Source organism: Anaerobacillus sp. QJM3NY_32, assembly GCF_056173645.1.
The window spans coordinates 1,506,705-1,525,825 of record NZ_CM149684.1 but is presented as its reverse complement, the minus strand read 5'-3'; the positions used below and the strand labels follow the sequence as shown (position 1 = coordinate 1,525,825).

At 40.1% G+C, this 19,121-nt stretch carries 24 protein-coding genes; 8 read left to right on the top strand and 16 right to left on the bottom strand.

The annotated features are described in order from the left end of the window. Positions 1–76: 76 nt before the first annotated feature. The 7 genes from fdhD to AC0VYH_RS08180 all read right to left on the bottom strand — a co-directional run bounded on the left by fdhD (position 77) and on the right by AC0VYH_RS08180 (position 4,828). The gene (gene fdhD / locus AC0VYH_RS08210; RefSeq protein WP_430242184.1) at positions 77–871 is read right to left on the bottom strand and encodes a formate dehydrogenase accessory sulfurtransferase FdhD; all 795 of its coding nucleotides are present in this window, start codon (positions 869–871) and stop codon (positions 77–79) included. A gap of 2 nt (positions 872–873) precedes the next feature. Further along, on the bottom strand, positions 874–1,893 hold the full coding sequence (gene moaA, locus AC0VYH_RS08205) for a GTP 3',8-cyclase MoaA (protein ID WP_430242185.1): 1,020 nt from the start codon (positions 1,891–1,893) through the stop codon (positions 874–876). A gap of 153 nt (positions 1,894–2,046) precedes the next feature. Beyond that, on the bottom strand, positions 2,047–2,868 hold the full coding sequence (locus AC0VYH_RS08200) for a DUF6612 family protein (protein WP_475373632.1): 822 nt from the start codon (positions 2,866–2,868) through the stop codon (positions 2,047–2,049). Positions 2,869–2,965: 97 nt separating this feature from the next. Next, positions 2,966–3,448: a ribonuclease H-like YkuK family protein gene (locus tag AC0VYH_RS08195; RefSeq protein ID WP_430242190.1), complete on the bottom strand. Its 483-nt coding sequence runs from the start codon at positions 3,446–3,448 to the stop codon at positions 2,966–2,968. Between the two features lie 85 nt (positions 3,449–3,533). Continuing rightward, a complete protein-coding gene (locus AC0VYH_RS08190) occupies positions 3,534–3,740 on the bottom strand; it encodes a DUF2188 domain-containing protein (RefSeq protein WP_430242192.1) in 207 nt (68 codons plus the stop codon). A 55-nt stretch (positions 3,741–3,795) separates the two neighbouring features. Beyond that, entirely contained in the window at positions 3,796–4,035 is a 240-nt protein-coding gene (locus tag AC0VYH_RS08185) for a hypothetical protein (protein WP_475373631.1), read from the bottom strand. A 127-nt stretch (positions 4,036–4,162) separates the two neighbouring features. Beyond that, entirely contained in the window at positions 4,163–4,828 is a 666-nt protein-coding gene (locus tag AC0VYH_RS08180; protein WP_430242195.1) for a DUF4397 domain-containing protein, read from the bottom strand. A 288-nt stretch (positions 4,829–5,116) separates the two neighbouring features. On the opposite strand from AC0VYH_RS08180, the gene AC0VYH_RS08175 reads away from it, so the two are divergent. From AC0VYH_RS08175 to AC0VYH_RS08150, 6 genes are all read left to right on the top strand, one after another. Then, positions 5,117–5,338 (top strand): spore germination protein, encoded by a 222-nt coding sequence (locus AC0VYH_RS08175; protein WP_194221102.1) that lies wholly within the window; start codon positions 5,117–5,119, stop codon positions 5,336–5,338. A gap of 161 nt (positions 5,339–5,499) precedes the next feature. Then, positions 5,500–6,108, top strand: coding sequence for a spore germination protein GerPC (gerPC, locus tag AC0VYH_RS08170; RefSeq protein ID WP_430242197.1), 609 nt, complete (start codon positions 5,500–5,502; stop codon positions 6,106–6,108). Continuing rightward, positions 6,105–6,284, top strand: coding sequence for a spore gernimation protein GerPD (locus tag AC0VYH_RS08165; RefSeq protein ID WP_194221100.1), 180 nt, complete (start codon positions 6,105–6,107; stop codon positions 6,282–6,284). Before gerPC ends, AC0VYH_RS08165 begins: the two co-directional genes overlap by 4 nt. A gap of 12 nt (positions 6,285–6,296) precedes the next feature. Beyond that, complete coding sequence (locus AC0VYH_RS08160) at positions 6,297–6,686, top strand: spore germination protein GerPE (RefSeq protein ID WP_430242199.1); 390 nt, start codon at positions 6,297–6,299, stop codon at positions 6,684–6,686. A 62-nt stretch (positions 6,687–6,748) separates the two neighbouring features. Next, on the top strand, positions 6,749–6,964 hold the full coding sequence (locus AC0VYH_RS08155; RefSeq protein ID WP_194221098.1) for a spore germination protein: 216 nt from the start codon (positions 6,749–6,751) through the stop codon (positions 6,962–6,964). A gap of 14 nt (positions 6,965–6,978) precedes the next feature. After that, the gene (locus AC0VYH_RS08150; RefSeq protein WP_194221097.1) at positions 6,979–7,191 is read left to right on the top strand and encodes a spore germination protein GerPB; all 213 of its coding nucleotides are present in this window, start codon (positions 6,979–6,981) and stop codon (positions 7,189–7,191) included. Between the two features lie 24 nt (positions 7,192–7,215). Here the strand turns inward: AC0VYH_RS08150 and adhP are convergent, their stop codons facing one another. Beyond that, positions 7,216–8,229 (bottom strand): alcohol dehydrogenase AdhP, encoded by a 1,014-nt coding sequence (gene adhP / locus AC0VYH_RS08145; RefSeq protein ID WP_475367132.1) that lies wholly within the window; start codon positions 8,227–8,229, stop codon positions 7,216–7,218. 107 nt (positions 8,230–8,336) lie between these two features. Beyond that, the gene (locus tag AC0VYH_RS08140; protein ID WP_475373630.1) at positions 8,337–11,024 is read right to left on the bottom strand and encodes a transglycosylase domain-containing protein; all 2,688 of its coding nucleotides are present in this window, start codon (positions 11,022–11,024) and stop codon (positions 8,337–8,339) included. A gap of 180 nt (positions 11,025–11,204) precedes the next feature. Between AC0VYH_RS08140 and AC0VYH_RS08135 the strand changes: the two genes are divergently transcribed. After that, positions 11,205–11,996, top strand: a complete 792-nt coding sequence (locus AC0VYH_RS08135; protein ID WP_475367475.1) for a superoxide dismutase — start codon at positions 11,205–11,207, stop codon at positions 11,994–11,996. Positions 11,997–12,065: 69 nt separating this feature from the next. On the opposite strand, the gene AC0VYH_RS08130 is transcribed toward AC0VYH_RS08135, so the two are convergent. Together AC0VYH_RS08130 and AC0VYH_RS08125 are read right to left on the bottom strand one after the other, a co-directional pair. Beyond that, positions 12,066–12,428, bottom strand: a complete 363-nt coding sequence (locus AC0VYH_RS08130) for a hypothetical protein (RefSeq protein ID WP_475368829.1) — start codon at positions 12,426–12,428, stop codon at positions 12,066–12,068. Positions 12,429–12,538: 110 nt separating this feature from the next. Continuing rightward, positions 12,539–12,742: a YuzI family membrane protein gene (locus AC0VYH_RS08125; protein WP_430242204.1), complete on the bottom strand. Its 204-nt coding sequence runs from the start codon at positions 12,740–12,742 to the stop codon at positions 12,539–12,541. A gap of 176 nt (positions 12,743–12,918) precedes the next feature. On the opposite strand from AC0VYH_RS08125, the gene AC0VYH_RS08120 reads away from it, so the two are divergent. After that, positions 12,919–13,392 carry a glycine/sarcosine/betaine reductase selenoprotein B family protein gene (locus tag AC0VYH_RS08120; RefSeq protein WP_194221092.1) on the top strand — a complete coding sequence of 158 codons (474 nt, stop codon included), beginning with the start codon at positions 12,919–12,921 and terminating at the stop codon, positions 13,390–13,392. 1,004 nt (positions 13,393–14,396) lie between these two features. On the opposite strand, the gene aceA is transcribed toward AC0VYH_RS08120, so the two are convergent. The 5 genes from aceA to AC0VYH_RS08095 form a co-directional block, all read right to left on the bottom strand. Further along, positions 14,397–15,677 (bottom strand): isocitrate lyase, encoded by a 1,281-nt coding sequence (gene aceA, locus AC0VYH_RS08115; protein ID WP_475368828.1) that lies wholly within the window; start codon positions 15,675–15,677, stop codon positions 14,397–14,399. Positions 15,678–15,722: 45 nt separating this feature from the next. Then, complete coding sequence (locus AC0VYH_RS08110; protein WP_475373629.1) at positions 15,723–16,793, bottom strand: aldolase/citrate lyase/malate synthase family protein; 1,071 nt, start codon at positions 16,791–16,793, stop codon at positions 15,723–15,725. Continuing rightward, on the bottom strand, positions 16,783–17,019 hold the full coding sequence (locus AC0VYH_RS08105; RefSeq protein WP_475373628.1) for a hypothetical protein: 237 nt from the start codon (positions 17,017–17,019) through the stop codon (positions 16,783–16,785). Before AC0VYH_RS08105 ends, AC0VYH_RS08110 begins: the two co-directional genes overlap by 11 nt. Before the next feature lie 136 nt (positions 17,020–17,155). Further along, a complete protein-coding gene (locus tag AC0VYH_RS08100; protein ID WP_475368825.1) occupies positions 17,156–17,653 on the bottom strand; it encodes a DinB family protein in 498 nt (165 codons plus the stop codon). A gap of 67 nt (positions 17,654–17,720) precedes the next feature. Further along, a complete protein-coding gene (locus AC0VYH_RS08095) occupies positions 17,721–19,109 on the bottom strand; it encodes a M48 family metallopeptidase (protein ID WP_475368824.1) in 1,389 nt (462 codons plus the stop codon). Positions 19,110–19,121: the final 12 nt, after the last annotated feature.

Sequence of the window (19,121 nt, the reverse complement as noted above, 5' to 3'; positions counted from 1 at the left end):
CGCCTTTCCAAAATGCTTATTTGTTCAGTAGTATGAACGACTTCATCAAAAAAAACACCTCTAATCTAGAGGTGTTCTAATTCAGAATCCGTTCTGGTTTTGTATAAACATTGAAGCCTTCATGGCGAATAAACCCTACTGTTGTAATGTTAAGATCATCCGCTAATTGAATGGCAAGCTCGGTGGGAGCCGATTTTGAGAGCAGTACACCAATACCCATCTTGGATAGCTTAATAACAACTTCTGATGAAATTCTCCCGCTAAACGCAACGCTAAGATCAGAAGGATGAAGATGATGACGGAGTACGTAACCATATAGCTTATCAAGAGCATTATGTCTTCCAATGTCAGTACGTGAAGCCACCATTTCCCCATTTTTGAAAATGGCCGCGTTATGAACACCACCAGTCGATTTAAACGTAGCTGACTCCTCTTGCAACGTTCTCATATTAGCAAGACAAACGGAAGCCGTTAATTTAGGTGCCTTCATAATCGTCCGAGCCGTTTTTGAATCACTTTTTAAATAAAAATGTCTACTTTTTCCACAGCATGAGCTAATGACGCGCTTTGTATATGTATCAGACGTTAATGAACCTTGAACAGCAGCTTTTACATTTACAATCCCTTGTCCATCATTAAAAAGCATTTCTTCCACATCGTGATAAGATCGAATCACCCCTTCTGAAGCGAGAAATCCAATGACCATATCTTCTAAATGATCAGGTGTACAAACAAGCGTTGCGAATTCAGTATGATTAATTCGAATCGTGATTGGTTTCTCAAGAGCAATCACGTCTTCCTTCTCTTTAAATTTCCCACCTTCATACCGTGTGATTTTGCGTTCAGTCGTATGTTTGAATTGTTTCTCCATGATTATCCACCTATAAATGACATTTCAATCTTGTCTCTATTTAAAACACTTTCCTCTGTTCGCTCATCTGAATAGCGATCATGTCGACCGTTCCAGAGATTTGTTAGCATCGTCCGTAATTCGTCATCTGTCGCTCCATTACGAAGCGGATTTCGTAAGCTCATTCCTTTCGAAGCAAACAAGCAAGTGTAAAGAGCTCCATCAGCTGAAAGGCGCGCTCTTGTACAGCTAGAACAAAACGAATCACTGACAGATGAAATGACACCAATTTCACCAGATCCATCTTCATATTGATAGCGGCTTGCTACTTCGCCAAAGTATGCAGCATCAACAGATTTAAGAGGAAAAGTCTCTGCTATTTGATCAATAATATCTTTCTTATTCATCACATGATCAAACTTCCATCCATTTGAATTTCCTACATCCATATACTCAATAAAGCGAACGATGTGCCCGCTATTTCTAAAATACGAAGCCATTGGAACGATCTCGTGATCGTTAACTCCCTTTTGAACGACCATATTAATTTTAACTTGAAGTCCTGCATCGGCTGCAGCCTGAATGCCTTCGAGAACAGGTTTTATCTTAGTTCCTCTCCCATTCATTTTGCCAAACGTTTCATCATGAATGGCATCAAGACTAACATTCACCCTAGTGAGACCTGCCTGCTTTAATTTTAATGCGCTCTTTTTTAATAAAGAAGCATTCGTTGTTAAAGCTATATCATCAAGACCTTTAATTTGTGATAGCATACCAATAAGGACATCGAGATCCCTTCTAAGTAGCGGTTCTCCGCCAGTCAGACGAATCTTCTCAACCCCCATCTCAACAAATAACCGAGCGAGACGAGTAATCTCCTCAAATTGGAGAAGGCTCGTTTTAGGAAGAAATTCATAATCTGGACCGAACGTTTCTTCAGGCATACAGTAACGACAGCGGAAATTACAACGGTCCGTTACCGATATACGAAGATCTCTTAAAGGACGTTTCAGTTGATCGTATAATAATGTTTCAGTTGACATGAACCTCGCTCCTTTCAAACAGTTGTCATGTGCTAATCGTAACGCTTCAGGGTACTTTTTTCCAGTTATAACTTATCCGATTCATAAGTAGTTATTAAATATTTCTATATTCATAATAAAAGAGCGCCGCTTTTTCAGCAGCACTCCTTATTATTATTGTTCCATACCTGGCATTTCTTTTGCTTGTGAAATAACTTCCTCAGGAACCTTCACTTCTTCAATTTCATTGTACTTGTCATAAGTGGAGTTCATCTCCATAATCGTGGAAATTGTTTCGCCTTCCATGCTCATTTCACTATCCATCTTCATGTCCATTTGAACAGGGAGATAGCTTTCCTTATCGATCGCGTATGTGTATTCCACATTGTTCACTTTCATTTGATCCATGGCATCTTCCATCATTTGATTTTGTGAGCCCATGTCTTCAGCTGTTTTCTCCATCAAACCTTGAAATTTCTCACCCGAAGCTTTCAATGTCATTACATAAGTATCATCTTCTTCTGATAAAGTAAATTCATCGACATATTCTTTGAGCATTTCCATTTGTTCAGCTGGATCAGCTTGAGTTTCCTGAAGAGAAAGAAGCGTATCTGTCATTTCATCAGGGAATTTCATCCATTGCTCACCCTGCTTCATAAAGAAACCTTCTTCAGTAAAGTATGATTCCATTTGCATTGTTTCACCATTTGCTGTCATATCAATCATTTGATGAAAAGCAATAGGATCCATCACCATATCAGCGTCAATCACGCTATTAATATCCATCTCTTCTTCATCTGAACCAATACTTTGCGTCATATCCGCATTCATATGGAAATTCTTAATCTCTTCTTGAGCCGCAATTGACTTCTCAAATACTTCCTGAGCGTCAATTCCTTTATCAACGCTGACTTCGCCTCCGGATTCTGTTGTACCACTACATGCTGCAAGAATAAGCATCAGTGCACTAAGAATCGTGATCATTCGTAACTTCATCTCACCACTCCTCCATAGTATTTATTCTACTAATAATACGAATGAGCGAGAGTGAAGTTTCATAAAAAAAAAAATAAAACTGGCATATTCCGCCAGTTTAACTAATTGATTTTGTATAGCGATCTGCAACGCTGCTTGCCCCATATGAGTCGGGCTTGATTCTAGCAATATAGCCAACAGAAGTTACCCACCCTACAACTTCCTGTATGATTTTACGCGTTTCCCCTTGCTTTCCAACATCGAGATGAATCTCAATCGGCCAGGTTTCTAATAGCGTTGAAAATCCTTCATCCTTTAACGATTCCATGAGCTCAAGACTCATTTGGGTTTCTTTATAAATGCGATGCCTGAGCTCATGAATCGGCTTGTGTTTTACTTTTCGATAGAAAATGCGTGCTCCTTTGCCGACGCGATGGATAATGAGGGCTGTCACAAACTGTGTCGCTTTCCGGCTTGTCTGCGAATCTGTTCCAATCACAATGCGGTATGTTCCTTTAGGATCTTCTTTCGTATAGCTTTCAATGAGTTGAGTAAGCTGTTCAACCGTTACTTTTCCAGCTGTTGGACTAATAAAATCCATGAAGGTTCCCTTCTTTCATTAGGATAGTAGTTAGTACTATGTTTATTCATAAGCTGAAAAATATGTACGAAGAGAACAGAAATTACTAACGATTGTATAGGCTATGGTCTTCGATTTGCCCGTTCTCCTGATGAATAATCAATTCAGATGGACGATTCTCATCACATAATGACCTTCCATACTGATACGCTTCTGCTTTTGTTTCAAAAGTTTTGGTTGCTTGTTCTGCCCCCTCTTTCTTGATCTCCCATGAACCGGTTTTTCCGCTCTGTACATGATAAATGGTTTTCATCCTTTATTCCTCCTTGCTATCTCTCATTCCTTCCTAAGATGTAGAATAAACCTTACTATGTTCTAGAAAACTGGAGAACCTTCGCTGGTTTTTTGTCATGTAGCTTAGTAATTGTCTTATAGCCTTCTTTTTCTTTCTGATAAAATGTGTTACTTGAAATTGGTCTTTTAGCAGACCAGTGAATTGAAGCGGGATTTTGCCACGTATCATGCGTAATTAATTCCTGTTTATAATAGTAACTATTCCCACTTATATAACGCTCGCAAATGTAGCGCACTGTATGTTTTGAATGCATTCGATCACGTTTCCTTTCTTTTCAGTATAGATGGACTTGTTGGACCCCATTGTATTAGAAAATAATGCAATAAACGAACAGAACCTCTCCAGACAAAAACAACCGCAGCTAAGCTGCGGTCTTCTTATTATTTCCCATCTTTTAGAAGAATAACATTTAATGGGGGGTCCCCATCCAATAAGCCAATGGCGATAGCTGTGTAGTTCACACCTGCTTCAACAGGTAAGTTAGGAAGATCAAGAACAGCCTTATCAGATCCTGCGGCTCGAACTTCTAAATTGTATGTCCCGGGATCGACCATTTGATATTCAGAGTTTTGGGTAAAAGCGAGATTCTTAATAAGAGCATCTCCATCCTTCACACCAATATCAACAGCTGGAGCGTTCGGTGAAGCATGTACAGCTCTCAATCCCGATTTTTCTCCTGAACCTTTTTGATCTTCTAATACTTTAAGGGCAAGGTTCTCAAGTTTACCGATCGCAAGTACGGAATAGTTTTTTCCTGATTCCACAGTTAATTTTTGTTCAAGGGCCGGTTTACCTTCCCCGTTAGCAGAAGAGGCAAAAATTTGAATCGTCTTCTCACCAGGTGTTAAAGCAGCATAATCTGTCACATCTTTAAACGAAACCTTTTCAAAAGCAGGTTGACCATCTACATAAATATCGACAGACGGCGCATCTGGTGAAGCATGAATAACACGCACATTGGCATCACTTTTCTCAGCTGCAAAACCCTCAGGAGAAAGCACGACAAAAAGCGCTAGCATGAATAGTAAATTCAACATCCATTTCATTATAAAAACTCCCTTCTATTCATTTGTTAACCTGCCTATTTTTTACTGAAAGATATAAATTATTCATTTGCTGATCCAACGTCATATGACTTATTAAAAAATTCTTATAGGTGGTTTTGTTACTGAATAATAGTTTAGATGTAGAAGTGTTTTTATAATTTAGAGCTTTTAAGTTTGCTACGATGCAGGCGAAGTATGCGGTAAATAGACCAAAGCTAGAAGCTTTGAACATACGCTATTGTTCCGCATACAGTAATAAGTGAAATCCATTAATAAGGATGTGAAAAAATGCCGGCAATCGTTGGAGCTATTAAAGTCAATTCCATTGGAAGCAGCGGTGTTTTCCACGTCGGCGATGTATTTATTGTGTCTCCAACAAGTGCAATACGCACCTTTGCGGGCGGCGGTTCGTTTAATACAGGCGATGGCTTAAACGTAAATAGTAATTACAGCGTCACTACCGTTAACGATAGTGATATTGCTGACCAAAATGTTGTTGCGAATATTTAGCAGGGCATTCACCTAATTTTGCTATCGAACATACGATAGTGTAAAGTCTTCTATCCATCGGACCATAAAGATATTGAGTGATACCTGGTTGGATTACCTAAGATTTGGGGAGTGACCCTTTATTGGTGGAATAAACATTTTGATACGGGAGTTGATTGTCAATGTATCCAACCGATAATTTCTATGCGATCTTGCAACGGATGCAACAAAACATTGAACAACAAAACAATCGAATCAAAATGCTTGAAGATATGGTGGATGATTTAAGAAATAGCTGCCATGAGTTATCGAAAGCTCCTAAAACCAACATTGAGAAAATCGAATATAAATTTGATCAATTAAAAATTGAAAGGCTTGATGGAACGTTAAATATTGGCTTAACTCCAAACGGAGGAGCTGATGTTCTGGATGACTTTACAGTAAACGGGGGAAATGGAATGAACCCAAGCAACATACCTCCGGAAGCCATTCAATCCATTCAGCAAAACATTCATTCCTACATGAAAAAAGGAGCTATCCAACATCTAGGGGAGTTAGAGAAAAAATATCAGTATCCTCTTGATGATCCTTACCGTCACTTCATCCTAAATGATATTCAAAAACAGCTAGATCAGCGCATTAACTATTATGTTAATCAACAATCCAACCGTTCGCCTGAGTCAAGCACAGAGCAACTAGTCGAAGAAGTAACGAACAAATTAAAGCGAGACATTACTAATGGCATGGAGGCTTTTCTAAAAAACTTACCTGGAAGGACTGATTCCAAATGAAATATACCGTCATAAATCGAGGACTTTCAGTAGGGCATATTAATATTACAGCTGTAGCAAGTTCTTCTGTGTTTCTTGTAGGAGACACAGAATCTATCGTCTGCTCATCTATTTTCGACACACCGCCGGAATCGTTAATTATCTCAGCTCCATTTGTTCCATTAGCGTCATCATAAGGGGAATTTCCTATGAATAGTCGATCCTCCCTCGTCAATTGGATCCTTGTTTCGTCAGTCGATAGTTCAGCAGTTGTGCAAATTGGTGACAGCAATCAAGTGACTCCCGAGACTAAAATTTATGCTTTACAGCGTGAATTTCCTATTTTTAATGGGAATGAAGTAGAAGATTTATCAGAATATCCGATGTTTTCCCAACTACTACCTCTCCCGCTGCTTACTGAGAACATCGAGCAATGCACTATTCACGAAAACCCCATTATTAAAGTTGGGAGCATTCGCGTCATTGGGATCGCTGCTTCCTCCGTTTTACAAGTTGGTTCTACAAGACAGATTAAGACGGAGGCAAGGGTGAAACATAATCGCGAATATTTGTCTAATCCTTACGATGATGAAGAATAAATTGAACGGATCCTTTATTGATCACATACTATACTTTATAACAACTCAAAGGGTGTTCAATAATGCCTTCAATCGTAGGACCAGTTAAGATAAATAGCGCGGGTGGAGTAGTAAACTTCGGGGATAGTTTTAACACAACACCAAAATCAACTTCAAAAACATACGCTGGTTCAGGTGCATTTAATACAGGGGATTTTCATGTCGTGAACAACGGATTTAGTTTAACGAATTCACTAGACCCGGATGTTGCGGATGAAAACATTACCGCAAACAATTAGGGAGCTGAAGATTCGTGAATTTCTTTGTGAACCAAAACATCGTTATTCATCAGCTTAGAGTCGAAGGAATTTCGAATTCCTCAGTCCTGCAAATTGGGAGCGCTGGTATTATAAAACCACTATCAAATCTCTATAATACAGGTGGATACACTGAACCTGCTCCTGAACTATCTACAGCCCAAACTTCTGAATTAACACCATTTGTCCCTCTTGCTCCCCCAACATAAAAAAACCGCCGACGGCGGTTTTTTTCAGTCGAACGTGATCACAACTCTTCCATTAATATCGCCATTTTCTAGACTCTCAAAAACTTCGTTAATCTCTTCTAGTGGGCGAGTCTCAATAATTGTTTTTACTTTACCTTCAGCTGCAAATTGCAAAGCTTCCATTAAATCTTTTCGCGTGCCCACGATCGATCCAATGACCTTAATGCCATTTAATACTGTATCAAAAATCGGTATCGGCATTTCTTCAGGTGGTAGTCCAACAGCAACTACGGAGCCTCCTCGTCTAACTGCCGCATAAGCTTCACTAAAAGCAGGCTTAGAAACAGCTGTACAAACGGAAGCGTGCGCTCCACCAACCTCTCTTTGGATAAATTCAGAAGAATTCTCTTCAACTGGATTAACAATAAGATCTGCACCTAGTTCTTTTGCAAGTATTAATTTCTCACTGTGCGTATCAACTGCTATGACGTGAAGCCCCATTGCTTTCGCATATTGAACGGCGACATGCCCTAATCCTCCGATACCATAAATAGCCACCCACTCACCAGGCTTAGCCTCAGTTACCTTTAAAGCTTTGTAAGTGGTAACGCCGGCGCAGAAAATAGGAGCTACTTCTTCAAAACTAAGACGATCAGGTATTTTGACAGCATAATCTGCATCGGCTTTACAATATTGAGCATATCCTCCATCAACTGAATAGCCCGCATTCTGCTGTTCTTTACAAAGTGTTTCACGTCCCGTTAGGCAGTATTCACAGTGACCACAAGCGGAATAGAGCCATGGGACACCCACTCGATCTCCTATCTTCAAGTGCGTAACACCTTCCCCTACTGCCTCAATAATACCAGCTCCTTCGTGACCAGGGATCAGCGGAAGTTTTGGTTTAACTGGCCAATCACCATGGGCGGCATGTAAATCGGTATGACATACACCACATGCTTTGATGCGTACTAATATTTCTCCGTGTCCAATAACAGGTTTTTCTACTTCCTTTACTGAAAGTGGCTCTCTAAAGGCATGTACAATTGCTGCTTTCATAATGAAAACCTCCATATGATGAATTTTCATTTCCTTCTTCATCATAATGGAGGTTCATTCTATAAACTGTTAAATTGGTCACAGTTTCAGGATATTTACAGTATTTTCTACTTTTCTGTTGTTTCTTTTTCCTTCGATTGATTCGCATCAGCTGATGAAGTTTCTTTCTCTTCAGAAGTTTGACTTCCACTTTGATCAGAAGTGTCCGATGTGTCACTAGTGTTTTCTTCCGAATCACTTACCTCGCTATTTTCACTATCATTTGCAGAGTTTTCATTTGTTTCTTCACTCGTGCCCTCATCATTTCCATCAGCGGGAGGGTCATTATTTGAACCTTCTTGATTACCTCCCTCTTCTGCGTCACCCGTATTACTTGGGGTTCCTTCATTACCGCCATCATTATTGGTATTCTCTTCATTACCAGTGTTAGCATTAGCATCATCTTCGCCGTCTTCTGAACTGTCAGTTTTAGTATTAGCAGAGTCATCCGTTACAGGCTCTTCATTTTCTTCGGACTGATCAGTAGGTTCTTGTTGTTCTTGTTCGTCTGATCTTTCCGGTTCTTGAGGCTCTTTTGGTTCTTTCTTTTCTTCCGGCTTAGCCTTTGGTTCCTCTTTTATGGACTCATCCTTCTGCTTTTTCTCTACTTTATCCTCTGACTTCTTTTTATCATTGGAATTATTGGAATTCTTCTTAGTAGATTCTGTAGATGTATCGTCTTTCTCATCTTTTTCATTTGATGAAGTTTTCTTTTTCGGTTTTGGAAGTGGTGCTTTTTTCGGCTCTTCTCCTTTAAAGTAAAGCTCTTTAATTATACTAGACGAAGGTGTTGCCTTATTTGCACGTAAGCCTGTTGTCTTATCAATTTCAATCTCTTCAACTGAATCCGGCTTTTCAAATGAGGCGGTGTCTTTATCCTTCGATACTTCACTCATGATGTGACGGAAAAGCAACTTCGCAATATCATCGTCTTCTTTATGAATAAAGGAATTTTGAGTCGTTTTATCATATCCAGTCCAAATGGAAGCAGTATAGTTAGACGTGTATCCAGAAAACCAGGCGTCTGATACACCATCACCGTTAATACCATCATCAAGACTTGTCGTGCCCGTCTTACCGGCTACGTCCAAACCTTTAATTTTCGCCTGCATGCCAGTTCCTTCTTCCACGACCGTCCGGAGCATGTCTGTAATCATGTAGGCAGTTCCTTCACTCATCGCTTTTTCAGATTTAGAGGATAGCTGGTGCTCCTTACCATTCGGGTATACTACTTTTTCAACACTATAGGGCTCATGGAAAGTTCCGCCTGAACCAAATGCGGCATATGCGCCTGATAGTTGTAGAGGAGAAATTCCTCCAGCAAAACCACCGATAGCATAGGCAGGATACGTTTCATCAATTGAAATGCCAAGTTTTTTCGCAAATGCTTGAGCTTCTTCGCCCCCCACTTCCATAAATGCTTTAATAGCAGGAATATTATAAGACCACTGAAGTGCTTCTCGTATAGAAACACTGCCCTGAAACTCGTCGTTCCAGTTACTAAATTCTTTACCGTTTAACTCAAGTTCTTCATCAATAAACTGTTGATTCGTTGACCATTTTAGATTTTCAATTCCAGGAGCATAATCAAGAATTGGCTTGATCGTGGAGCCTGGGGACCGTTCTAATTGAGTGGCATAATTAAATCCTTTTTGCACATCATCTTCACCCGTTTGACGATTTCCACCAATAGCCTTAATCGCACCGGACTGAGTGTCAATTAGGGAAACCCCTGCTCTAAACTGCTCATCTGGGTATTCAACAACTTTATTTGTGGTAAGTGCTTCATCTACAATCTGCTGAGCATTCTGATCAAGCGTCGTATAAATTTCTAATCCCCCTGAATAAAGGGCGTTTTCAGGAATGCCAGCTTTCTCAAGATCATCAATGACCTGATCGATAAAAGCATCGTTGGTTGTCGACTGACTTTGTTGATCCACAATTGAATCTTCTACAGGAACAGAAGCTGCTTCTTTCCGTTCTTGTTCAGAGATAAATCCATGCTGCTCCATTAAACTTAGGACAGTAGCTCTTCTATCGCTTGCAATGTCCGGATGTTTGTATGGATCGTATCCTGATGGCCGCTGAGGCAAACCTGCTAATAATGCTGCTTCCTCTGTTGATAACTCTTCAAGTGACTTATTGAAGTAGGTATTCGCAGCTGTTGCGATTCCATATGCCCCTTGTCCAAAATAGATTTTATTTAAATACATCTCAAGAATCTCTTCTTTGGAATACTGTTTCTCTAATTCCATCGCAAGGTAAGCTTCCTGAACTTTGCGTTTCACTGTCTTATCAGGCTCTAAAAGCATGTTCTTAACAACTTGTTGCGTAATCGTGCTCGCACCTTCTGCTCCAAACCCATCTTGAATATTGGCGACGACAGCTCCGCCGATTCTTTTTAAATCCACTCCATTATGTTCCCAGTATCTTACATCCTCAACTGCAATGAAGGCATTTACAACATGTTCAGGGATTTCATCAAATGAAACGATATTTCGATGCTCTTCGCCTACGATGTCTGTAATTTTATTTCCTTCTGCATCATATAAAGTAGATGATTGCGGTAAACTTAGTTTATTTTCTTCAAGCTTTGGTGCTTCATTAATATAGGCGTAAGTTTGATAACCCCCAAACGTTAATACAAAAACCATCAAGAAAGCACCTATTAAAAGGACATTCCTAGCAAAACGTTTCCCTTTTTTTCGACCTTCTTGCTTACCTGTATGTTGTTCTTCATTGATATTTTTCCCCATTATGATCCCCCTTAGCGTCAAACTCCATAGAGAGGTGTTACCCAAATGTTTCATATTAAAAACATTTATTAAGAGATTGAAACAATTTGTTAACAAGATTCATATAGTAATAACGTCTAGAAAGGAGTGAGTGGATTGTCAGTAAAACTGCTTGAGTGGGGCTCCCAATTCCGAAATCACATTTTAGAAGGTAACCTCCATGAACGAGTAAACTCTTCTCTACTTATTCAAACTGAAGAATGGTTAGCGGCGGTTCAGGAAAATGTCGATGTGAATGGGTCAAATGAAGAAGACCTATATAAGATGGCCAATTCGTTATACAAGCAGTGGCGTAACTTACAAGATTCATCCGTTCCTATAGGAGGACATACCTTACCTTCTCTGCCATACAAATACAATGCACTCGAGCCTTACATTAGTGAAAGAATCATGAGGCTGCATCATGACCTTCACCACCAAAGCTATGTAGATGGGTTAAACAAAGCAGAACTTGAATTACAGAAAGCAAGACAACAGGATAACTATGCTCTCATAAAACATTGGGAACGTGAATTAGCTTTCAATGGAGCTGGGCATTATCTTCATACTTTATTTTGGAAAATCATGAGCCCAGACGGTGGGAAGCCAGAGGGAGAAATTTTACCTGAGATTCAAAAGAGCTTTGGATCATACAACCAATTCAAGCAACAATTCACAAATGCTGCTGCTAAAGTAGAAGGGTCAGGTTGGGCCATTCTTGTCTGGTCACCTGTATCAAGAAGACTTGAAATTCTTCAAGCTGAAAAACACCAAAACTTAAGCCAGTGGGATGTCATCCCTCTTCTAGCTCTTGATGTTTGGGAACACGCTTATTATTTACAATATGAAAACAACCGAAAAAACTACATCGAAAACTGGTGGAATGTCGTTAATTGGAAGGAAGTTAACAAACGATTTCGTAAAGCTCAAAATGTAAAGTGGAATTCCTTCTAAAAAAGAAAAAACAATACTATAAGCTAAAATAAAGAAAAAAAGCAAAGGGTTCTCCCTTTGCTTTTAATCCTATTCTCTATATGGTCCATATGGCGGTCGTCCGCCAGGATAACCCGGAGGGCCATATCCTGGTGGGCCATATCCTGGTGGGCCATACCCTGGAGCTCCGTATCCCGGCTGTCCATAACCTGGAGGGCAATATCCCGGACCAGGACAGGGATATCCGGGTCGTGGACGAGGATATCCACCATATATACCCGGTATTAATAAAACTCCTAATAATCCTCCGGCAAGACCTCCGGCAAGCCCACCTGCAAAACCTCCAATAAACGGATACGGCCGCTGGTAGTCATACTGTCTCAGTCCATAATAATTCCTTGTGTCAGGATAAGCACTATAAAAATCCCCCTGAATGGGGAGATAATGGTTCATGTGTCTCCTCCCTTTCCTTTTGGCCATCATGATAGTTGCCTACATTATAGGGTATGAGGAGTTTCTCAATCGGGAAGGGACATTAGCGGAGAAATCATAATTCTTACTGCCTATGCTCTAGGCCAATATACGCTTACCCATACAACAAAAACGCCAGAAGCAAATAGATACAGCTCTGGGGTCTGCGATATATACGCAAAATAGTCAAGAAGACTATGACCAATAATAATCAGATTGAGCTCTAGAATTAACGTAACACCACCTGCAACCGACAGACCAAACCCGATTAGAAAAGTGAAGAATCGAATAATCATTGTTTATAGGCATTTCTTCTCTGATTCATATCGGCCTGTCCCTCCTCCTTCATTTACTAACCATCGTATTTCATACTTGAGGAAATTATGCTGTCCAAGACGTTTTACTTTTGTTTTTTTTGTATACATGCTAAAACAAAAAGGCAACATAATTTTAATGAGAAGGAGGAGTTAGCATGATTGAAAAGGTCGAACAGGCGGTGCAACAAAATTGGGTCCCTTCTTTTAAGTTTGAAAAGAACGAGTCGACCCCATTCACACCATTCACTAAAGACCTTAGCAAAGCGAAAGGCGCTATTATTGCTACTGGTGGTGTATATGTAAAAGGGCAACAACCATTTAATGATAACTTTGGTTTGGGTGATCCTTCTTACAGAGAAATTCCCGTAAATACAGATCTCAATAATGTATCATTTGCTCACGAGCACTATGATCACTCAAAAGTGATACAGGATGCCAACATCCAATTCCCTCTTGATACAATGAAAGAACTTCAAGAAGAAGGAAGAATTGGAGAACTCGCTGAAAATCACTATGGCTTTATGGGATATATCCCTACACCTCACCCACTCAAAACGGTTACAGCACAAGAGGTGGCTCAGAAGTTATTGAAGGAAAACGTAGACTTCGCTTTGTTGGTGCCTTCCTGACCAGTCTGTCAACAGTCGGTCGGTCTGATCGCACGCATATTAGAAGAACACGGAATCCCAACAGTTTCCTTGACAATGTCTAAAGAAATAAGCGAATACGTTAACATTCCACGCTCCCTCTACAACCGTTTTCCAATGGGCAGCGCACTAGGACAACCAAACAACAGAGAACAGCACAAACAAGTTCTCAACAAAGCCCTCGACCTCCTAGTCGAAGCCAATGAAGGCGGAATAGTAGAAGAATCAGGAATTAAGTATAAATAATGAAAAGCGGAAGCCTCCGATTAGACCCGGCAGGCACTGGAACCTTTTCATATGAACACGGTCTTTGTGTTCGGATGAAAAGGTGAAGTGACCGAGGGTCTGGAGGCTGCAGCTAGACATCGAAAAGCGGAGACGAGCGGTTAGAAACGAAGATATTGGAGCTCTTGAACTAGAACACGCCCTTTGTGTTCTGGTTCAAGAGCGAAATATCGCAGTTTCTGCGAGTCGCAGCTAGACATGAAAAGCGGAGCGGGCCCGCCTAAATCCGCAGTATGTTGGAGCCCTTTCGAATGAGACGCTTTTTGTCTCAATCGAAAGGGCGAAACAGCCGGAGGATTTGGCCCGCGCAGCTGGACATGAAAAACGGAAGCCTCCGTTTAGACCCGGCAGGCACTGGAACCTTTTCATATGAACACGGTCTTTGTGTTCGGATGAAAAGGTGAAGTGACCGAGGGTCTGGAGGCTGCAGCTAGACATCGAAAAACGGAAGCCTCCGATTAGACCCGGCAGGCGCTGCAGCCTGATCTAAAAAACCGATTTCGCGGAATTAATCCTATTTCCGCGGATATATTTGGATTATCGCGGAATTGTGATCACTTTTCGCGGAATTCAATGAATTATCGCGGAAATAAGTGCCTTTCACTCTAATACTACCGATGTCTAGCAGCTTTTCTGACCCACTTCCACTATTTAAACGAATCCCACACAAAAAACCGGCTGAATTCAGCCGGTTTTTTCTCTTATTTCGTTGAAGTAAACTGCTCTTCCTCCGTGGAACCCTTTAAAGCAGTCGTTGACGAAGTTCCTCCTGTAATGACCTGAGACACAGCGTCAAAGTAACCCGTTCCAACTTCACGCTGGTGTCTTGTCGCAGAGTAACCATCTGCCTCACTAGCAAATTCAGCTTGCTGAAGTCTTGAATAGGCAGCCATTCCATTATCTTTGTAGTCTCTTGCAAGTTCAAACATACTGTGGTTAAGAGCATGGAAACCAGCAAGCGTAACAAATTGGAACTTATAGCCCATCTTACCTAATTCACGCTGGAATTTAGCGATCGTTTCATCATCGAGTTTCTTTTTCCAATTAAATGAAGGCGAACAGTTGTAAGCTAGTAATTTTCCAGGAAAACGTTCATGAATGGCATTTGCGAATTTCTGAGCTTCCTCTAAATTAGGTTCAGACGTTTCGCACCAGATAAGGTCAGCGTATGGTGCATAAGCAAGGCCTCTTGCAATCGCCTGATCAAGACCTGGTTTCGTATAGAAAAAGCCTTCAGGAGTGCGTTCCCCTGTTAAAAACTCACCATCGTATTTATCAACATCACTCGTAATTAAATTCGCAGCGTTAGCGTCTGTTCGCGCAATGATTAACGTTGGCACTCCCATAACGTCTGCTGCGAGGCGTGCAGAAATTAAATTTTTAACAGCTTGCTGTGTTGGCAGAAGAACTTTACCTCCAAGGTGCCCGCACTTTTTCTCTGATGAGAGTTGATCTTCAAAATGTACTGCTGCTGCACCTGATTCAATCATTGATTTCATAAGTTCGAACACATTCAGCGCACCACCAAAACCTGCTTCTGCATCAGCAACAATTGGAACGAACCAATCACGTTCATGAATTCCTTCCGAATGTTCAATTTGATCCGCCCTTTGAAGAGCTTGATTAATTCGCTTTACGACTTGTGGAACACTATTTACAGGGTATAAGCTTTGGTCTGGATACATCTGCCCCGACATATTTGCATCTGCGGCTACTTGCCATCCGCTTAAGTAAATGGCTTTTAAGCCAGCTTTCACCTGTTGAACAGCCTGGTTACCAGTAAGGGCACCTAGCGCATTGACGAAGTTCTCTTCATTCACAAGTTTCCAGAGTCGTTCAGCACCTCTTTTCGCAAGAGTATACTCGATTTGAACGGATCCTTGTAATTTCAAAACTTCTTCAGGTGAATATGGGCGTTCAATTCCTTTAAAACGGTCCTGGTTCCAGTTTTCTTGAAGTGTTTCTGCTGTTTGCTTTGTCATCATTATTTCCCCCTGGATATGTTGGTATTTGGTCATGCTTCTTTCTTAGATCACTTTCGAATGATTCAAGCTATCAAATGCCGAGTACTCATGCCTTATTTTCCAAATCTGATTCGGTTCAGGCATATAGTGATTCCAAATCGCCTTCATCATTGGAATCAGATTAGTATCTGTGATGCACTTTCCATCAAACCCTTCAATTACTTCCCGTGTCCCCCGTCCAAACATTTCCCCATTCACATTTCTCTCATCATCGCGATCTTTATTTTTCATCATCTTTTCTTCCACAATGACATGTGTCTTTCGCTTATGTCCTACGCTAATCACAAACCGCGTTAAATCGTTTATGCTCTCAACACCTTCAGATTCAAAATGAAGACCCGCGCAATGATCACGTAATTCATAAAGTATTTCCTCAGTCTGGTTCATATTGTTTTGATCAATTGTGACAGTGGCCTTGATCGTTCCTTGAAAGAGATTCATTTCCTTTTCTGTGAAAGAAAAAATGTTATTCCAATAGCTAGCTTCTCGATAAGAAGAAATTCCTTTCAAACAAACATATGGAGCAGAACCATGCTTCAATAATTCAGTCGTATTATGAAAAACATAAAGTCCAAAATCAATAAGGTTAGCTGGAATTTCTATACCACTATAGTTATCTTCATTCTTTCTACTGTTTACTGCGATCATGAAGGCCGTAGGATATACATTCTCTTTAACTCGTTCTTGCTGAATAAGTCCTTTTAGATTTTGCGCTGCTCCCATACGCTGATCATAAGACATTGCTTCATCCGAAAAGTCTGCAATAAGTACATTTGCCCCAGCATTAATTGTTGAAGCACCATTTACAATGTCGATAATGGATTGTTTCACGATGACTCTTCGATCTTGTAAATCTTTCCGAACTGGTTTAACTTCCCAATTCGCTTCACGGATTGATTTCGTTTCAGGTAAGAGAATTTTTTGTTCAAAGAAATCTTCTCTGTTTAATTCTGCTTGCATTAATTGCTGTATTGACTGTGAATGACGTTGAAGATTTTCTAGAAACACCATCGCTTCAAGAGTTAGTAAATGGTTTTTTTGATCGTAAGCGCTTTCTAAAGTTTCATCCAGCACAACATCCCCTCCTATTCAAGTCTGCCGCTACTGTTGCAGCGATGACATCCCACACATCCTTCACCTTCACAGTGGTGACACCCTTCATTTTTTCTTTCTTTTCCATGACAATGCGGACATTCCAATTCACCATTTCCATAGCACGTATAACAATCCATTTTTGCTTCCCTCCATCTGTTATAATACAATTTATTTTATTTGTTAGTATTATATAACAACTTTCCAAAAAGGTTCAACCTTTTTTTAGAAAATTAAAAAAACCTGTGAATTGCACAAATCACAGGTTATATATTCTATATTTCTTGTAGTAAGTTATAAAAAATACAAAAAACACGTGCTTTTGCACGTGTTTTAAGCTGTACTCATACAGTTTGTTTTTTCCACAGTTCTTTCATACCCTGAGCACGTTTAATCCCACTAATTGTCCCTAAATGAAGATTTTCATGATTCATTAAAAACAGAATAAGTTCTCCTACTGTTTCAAGTGTAAGGTAGGAACCAATAGAAAATTCACTTTGAAGGGACTCGCTCAGTTCTCCTTCTAACTCACTTATTCTTTTATTCTGCTCGATTAAGTAATGCTTTATCTCAGTAAGTGACGGCGGCTCTTCCGTCCAATCACCAGGTCTTGTACCAGCTTTAAATAATGCGGAATAGTTTATTGGAAGGCTCTTCTCCATCACTGTAAAACGATCTAAAACAAATTCTGCAGTGACAAGTACATGGCCTAAATTCCATCGCACTGTGTTCGTAAAACCCTCAGGAAGAACATCTGCTTGCTCCTCTGTAACAGCATCAAGCGCCTGGAGTGTTCGATATCGCCAAAAAGTAAATTGTTTTAGTAATTGAGCATCTTTCATTCAATCTCCACCTTTCATTATTAATAATCATTCGTGCCACAAAACTAAATTTCCTATGAATCTATCATTATTGAGACAAAATTTTTATATCTTCTTCATTTCCCGCATCTCGTGCATAGTCAATTGCAGTATACCCCTCTTCATCTTGCATAGCGGGATTTGCCCCAGCTGCGAGGAGTAGATTATACATTTCATTCCGATTATAAGGTTCCATATAAGCAGCATAAATAAGAGGCGTCCAGCCATCAATGTCCGCCATGTTTGGATCAGCACCTGCCTTTAATAGACGATTCACTTTAGAAACATAGCCATTTTGAACCGAAATCATTAAGGCACTTGTCCCATATAAATCAACGGCATTTGGATTCATTTCACGATCAAGGAGCGCTTGAAACATCTTATCATTTTCTGAATGCTCAGCTGCATAATGTAAAGCATTCCAGCCATCTGAGTCAGTTGCTTCAAGATCAGCCTTATCTATAAGAGACTGAAAGGCGAGATCATCTTCATTAATTATGGCTTCCATAAGAGGTGTCACGCCAGTAGCCTCGTCAAATAACGCAAACTCATCTTCGAATGCTGATGAGATCGAAGGAATAACAACTTCTACTGCCATTACGGCTGTTCCTATTCCACCGATAAAGAGCATAAGCATAATTAGTGAAAGGATTACTAATTTCTTACGAGGAGCAGGAAATGGAGTCTTTTTCCTCAGTTCCATAAACGACTCTACAGCAGCAATTCTTTTCGGTAAAGGGGGATGAGTTGAAAGCCATTCGCTTAACCAAACAAAAAAACTCTTCTCAGATTGAAGCTGTGTTATATAAGCGTCTTTGTTCACACTCTGGTATAGCCGTTTTCCAACGGCAAGAATAATTAAACCATTTGCTGCCCTCTCGCCACTATTTATGTAGTAAGCTCCCATTCGGTCACACGTATATTCACACGCTCTAGAATAAGCAGATCCAAGAAACGGAATCACATTTCCAGGTAAAAGCAGAAGTTGTTTTAAAATGTGATTTCGTTTAATGTGGGCGAGTTCATGAGCAATAATAAACGTAACTTCTTCTTCAGCGTTTTCTTCAATTAACTCAAAAATATCAGAATAAAGAATGACCATGTTCCTACCTAGTAACCTTGTTGCAAATGCATTCAGCATGCCTGCCGACTCAATGACATAGACGTCTGGAACGTTCTCGATCTCCATTCGTTCACATAAATCACGTACTCTCTGATCGATATGTGAATACTGGTATCCCGTTATTTTAACGCCATTACTACGAATGTTTCCTATAAACAAGCCGTGACTAAAAAAAGATATAAACCATAAAACGCCAATAATCGCCATTCCAATTACTGAGAAAAACAGAACTACATAAGTAAGTATGCTAAAGACAAGGAGAACAATAAATAGAGATGTTTCTGAAGTGGTTGTTAACTGCTTCGAGTCATTCATTCGTACTTCACA

Excerpts from the sequence above, each read along its gene's own strand:
- aceA (WP_475368828.1), bottom strand. The coding sequence starts at position 15,677 with ATGACAAAGCAAACAGCAGAAACACTTCAAGAAAACTGGAACCAGGAC.
- AC0VYH_RS08175 (WP_194221102.1), top strand. The coding sequence starts at position 5,117 with ATGCCGGCAATCGTTGGAGCTATTAAAGTCAATTCCATTGGAAGCAGC.
- AC0VYH_RS08195 (WP_430242190.1), bottom strand. The coding sequence starts at position 3,448 with ATGGATTTTATTAGTCCAACAGCTGGAAAAGTAACGGTTGAACAGCTT.
- AC0VYH_RS08095 (WP_475368824.1), bottom strand. The coding sequence starts at position 19,109 with ATGAATGACTCGAAGCAGTTAACAACCACTTCAGAAACATCTCTATTT.
- AC0VYH_RS08155 (WP_194221098.1), top strand. The coding sequence starts at position 6,749 with ATGCCTTCAATCGTAGGACCAGTTAAGATAAATAGCGCGGGTGGAGTA.
- AC0VYH_RS08140 (WP_475373630.1), bottom strand. The coding sequence starts at position 11,024 with ATGGGGAAAAATATCAATGAAGAACAACATACAGGTAAGCAAGAAGGT.
- moaA (WP_430242185.1), bottom strand. The coding sequence starts at position 1,893 with ATGTCAACTGAAACATTATTATACGATCAACTGAAACGTCCTTTAAGA.
- AC0VYH_RS08200 (WP_475373632.1), bottom strand. The coding sequence starts at position 2,868 with ATGAAGTTACGAATGATCACGATTCTTAGTGCACTGATGCTTATTCTT.
- adhP (WP_475367132.1), bottom strand. The coding sequence starts at position 8,229 with ATGAAAGCAGCAATTGTACATGCCTTTAGAGAGCCACTTTCAGTAAAG.
- AC0VYH_RS08160 (WP_430242199.1), top strand. The coding sequence starts at position 6,297 with ATGAATAGTCGATCCTCCCTCGTCAATTGGATCCTTGTTTCGTCAGTC.
- AC0VYH_RS08125 (WP_430242204.1), bottom strand. The coding sequence starts at position 12,742 with ATGATTATTCGATTCTTCACTTTTCTAATCGGGTTTGGTCTGTCGGTT.
- fdhD (WP_430242184.1), bottom strand. The coding sequence starts at position 871 with ATGGAGAAACAATTCAAACATACGACTGAACGCAAAATCACACGGTAT.
- AC0VYH_RS08180 (WP_430242195.1), bottom strand. The coding sequence starts at position 4,828 with ATGAAATGGATGTTGAATTTACTATTCATGCTAGCGCTTTTTGTCGTG.
- AC0VYH_RS08185 (WP_475373631.1), bottom strand. The coding sequence starts at position 4,035 with ATGCATTCAAAACATACAGTGCGCTACATTTGCGAGCGTTATATAAGT.
- AC0VYH_RS08190 (WP_430242192.1), bottom strand. The coding sequence starts at position 3,740 with ATGAAAACCATTTATCATGTACAGAGCGGAAAAACCGGTTCATGGGAG.
- AC0VYH_RS08165 (WP_194221100.1), top strand. The coding sequence starts at position 6,105 with ATGAAATATACCGTCATAAATCGAGGACTTTCAGTAGGGCATATTAAT.
- AC0VYH_RS08120 (WP_194221092.1), top strand. The coding sequence starts at position 12,919 with ATGATTGAAAAGGTCGAACAGGCGGTGCAACAAAATTGGGTCCCTTCT.
- AC0VYH_RS08100 (WP_475368825.1), bottom strand. The coding sequence starts at position 17,653 with ATGAAAGATGCTCAATTACTAAAACAATTTACTTTTTGGCGATATCGA.
- AC0VYH_RS08130 (WP_475368829.1), bottom strand. The coding sequence starts at position 12,428 with ATGAACCATTATCTCCCCATTCAGGGGGATTTTTATAGTGCTTATCCT.
- gerPC (WP_430242197.1), top strand. The coding sequence starts at position 5,500 with ATGTATCCAACCGATAATTTCTATGCGATCTTGCAACGGATGCAACAA.